At 45.9% G+C, this 3,505-nt stretch carries 1 protein-coding gene; it reads left to right on the forward strand.

Annotated features, from left to right (window positions below):
* Positions 1–2,488 (forward strand): non-ribosomal peptide synthetase (locus tag PTE_RS04075; protein WP_036843338.1); only part of this gene is annotated, 2,488 nt, incomplete at its 5' end.
* Positions 2,489–3,505 lie beyond the last annotated feature (1,017 nt).

A 3,505-nucleotide genomic window follows, 5' to 3' on the forward strand; every position in this document is an offset into this window, starting at 1 on the left:
TCGGCTGGCGCATCAACTGATTGCGCTGGGCGTGGAGCCGGACCAGCGGGTGGCGATTTGCGTGGCGCGTTCACCGGCAATGGTGGTGGGATTGCTGGCGGTGCTGAAAGCGGGTGGGGCTTATGTGCCGCTGGATCCTGCCTATCCGGGTGAGCGTTTGGGGCATATTTTGATTGATGCGGCACCGGCTATTTTGCTGGCGGATAACGTCGGACGTACAGCGTTGGGTGAGAACGTCCTTGTGAGCCTGACGGTGCTTGACCCGAATGGATTGCCTGACCAGCCGGACAGTCACCCGCAGGTTCCTGCCTTGACTTCACGGCATCTGGCGTATGTGATTTATACCTCCGGCTCAACCGGCACGCCGAAAGGGGTGATGGTTGAGCATCATAGTGTGGTTAATCTGGCTCTGGCACAAATTACCCGGCTTGACGTGAAGGTAACCAGTCGGATATTGCAGTTTATTTCCTTTGGTTTCGATGCCAGTGTCGCGGAAATGATGACTGCATTGGGTGGTGGGGCCAGTTTGGTTATTCCTGCCGACACGGTTCGTCAGGATCCATTACGCCTTTGGCATTATCTGGAAGAACAGAAAGTGACGCACGCTTTCCTGACACCGGCTTTTCTCCAGGAAGGGGGGGATTTACCGGCGCTAACGATAAAGCCAACCTTGATACTGGGTGGTGAAGCACCCAGTACGGCGCTGCTTCAGGCATTGCGGAGTCGGGTAAATCTGTTCAATGATTATGGTCCGACAGAAACCACGGTGTGTGCCACCACTTGGCATTGTCCGTCAGATTATACGGATGGGGTGATCCCGATTGGCCGTCCGACGGCCAACATGCGGGTGTATCTGCTGGATGCTCAGGGCCAGCCAGTGCCTTTTGGGGTCGTTGGTGAGCTGCATATTGGTGGCGCAGGTGTGACGCGGGGTTATCTGAACCGCCCTGAGCTGACGGCTGAACGTTTTCTGACAGATCCGTTTAGTGAGGCTCCGGGGGCGAGAATGTATCGTACCGGCGATCTGGCCCGTTATCTGCCGGATGGCAATCTGGTGTTCATTGGTCGTAATGACCAGCAGGTTAAAATCCGCGGTTTCCGCATTGAGCTGGGGGAAATCGAGGCGCGTTTGGCTGAACACCCGGCGGTGAGTGAAGTGCGGGTACTGGCGTTGGGTGATGGGCTGGACAAGTATCTGGTGGCTTATGTGGTGGCGCAGGCAAATGATGGGCTGGTTAACAGTTTACGTGAACATCTGAGTGCTTTGTTGCCTGATTATATGGTGCCGGGTGCCTTTGTGCGTCTGGATGCTTTCCCGCTGACGCCTAACAGCAAGCTGGATCGTCAGGCATTACCCGCACCGGACGAAAAAGCGGTTGCCCGTCAGGTTTACGCCCCACCGTATGGGGAAACAGAAATGGCATTGGCGGCGATTTGGTGTGAATTGCTGGGGGTTGAGCGGGTCAGCCGGCATGACAACTTCTTCGCGCTGGGCGGTCATTCACTGCTTGCCATACGCATGATAAACCTTGCCGCCGGTCAGGGGTTGATTTGTACATTGAATGCTTTGTTCCAATGTCCTGTGTTGTCCGCATTGGCAGCGAAAATCACCTCAGATTTGCAGTCTCAGTCGCAAAGCAGTGCCATACCGGTGCGACCGGGTGGAGCAGAACTGCCGTTGTTCTTTGTGCCCAGTGGAATGGAAGACTATTCCTATGTCTTCGGGCTGGCTCAACATATCCGGTCAGGCTATCCGATTTATACGGTATCTTGGTCGTCCATCAATGAAGAAGCGGTACCGACGATGGAAGAGCAGGCTGCCAGCATGATCAGCTTGATGAAAGCGGTTCAACCGGCAGGCCCGTATCGGATATGGGGTTACTCTTCCGGCGGCGTATTAGCTTATGCTATTGCCCAGGGGCTTTTGCATGCCGGTGAGACGGTGAACTTCCTGGGATTGATTGATACGCCGGCTCCTCATTATATCAGGGAGCAGCCTATGCAACTCAAACATCAGTTCTTTGACGAGTTAGTCAGGCAGTTTGGGGAAGAACACACTCAGGAGATGGCGGCGTTGTACCGGCGAATTGATGATCTGAATTTGGTGCAATTTATTGAAGCGGCACAGGAATTGGCGTTATACCCCGCCAATCTGTGCCCTGAATTAGTCGCAAAAAGTTGGGAGCGGATAGAGCGTTATGGGCAAATAGTTGGAGATTATGAACCACGGGTATTAACGGTAACGCTGCATCAGTTTTATGCGATGGAACGTCCCCCTGCTAGTTCTTTTGTTACGGATGAAAAACCGAAGACTTTAACTATAGACCCATCGTTAGGTTGGGCACAGATAATACCTGACTCTTTACTTCGGTTGATTGCTGTTCCGGGTAATCATTTTAGTTTATTGGAGAATAATGAGCATAGAATCGCTTTAGCTCAGGCCATAAACAGGGCGTTGGCAATCAGTTGTGGCGGGGAGGTGTTATAATACAGATATATTAATCAATATTGAATAATTTAATATTAGTGTGATGATCCGGTATATATTGTTTATGCCGGATTATTTCTATGCTAAAACAGAATAAGGAAAAGGGTGGTTTTTATAATAAATTATTTGATTATATTTCTTCGTTATTGTTGTTATTTTCTATTATGTGATCTAAATCTAATTTTATTGTTAATTTTATTTTATTTTTTTGATTAAACGGGTATCTCGAATATGTATTTAGTTGTAGAGTCATTGTTGAAAATATTTATTCTGATAAAAATAATCGAAAATTTGATAATGATAATGTGTTTCCTGGGGGGCATGTAGGCTGATTTAATCAGCTTTAATTTCATGATCTCCCCTTGATATATATTTTTTATTTTAAATAACTTGGGATAATAAGATTGAAAAAACGGTGGCGGATAGTCTCAATGTCTATGTTAGTCGGTGTTTTTGAACTGAATAACATTAAATTTTTTTCCTGCTTATACCTCGTATTGGTCAATATCGCCGGATGTCCGAAAAATCGCATCAAAGAGCGATCTCCCGGTTTTTTTTGTATTTTAAATCAATATCATACATGGTTGATAATTATTCCTGTTACATTGTTTTATTATTGTTGAATAATATGTTTTGGAGTTAATTATAAATTATAATTGTTTCTGGGTGGTATTGGATTAAATAACATTTCTATTTGTAATGGAATTTAATCGTTATAAAGCAATGTGCTTAAGTTGGTGTGGGTTTGCTTATGGCATCTACACTAGGGGTACTCTTTTGTTGTTATAAAATAATATCGTATGTGATTGTTTTTAACCTGAGGTTATATTTTTGTTAAATATGCATCATGAATGCAGGGAATTGTCTTGTCTTTAATTGTGTAATTTATCATCAGCCAATGGGAGTTATAGAGAATTAATCTAATTTATCTAAAAAACAGGAGCAAAAATGGAATGTTTTATTCCAAATCATACATTGAATTATTTATTTCGCTGTCAGGGGAATTAGCATCGTAGC

It is taken from the genome of Photorhabdus khanii NC19 (assembly GCF_000517265.1).
Taxonomy (GTDB): Bacteria; Pseudomonadota; Gammaproteobacteria; order Enterobacterales; family Enterobacteriaceae; genus Photorhabdus; species Photorhabdus khanii.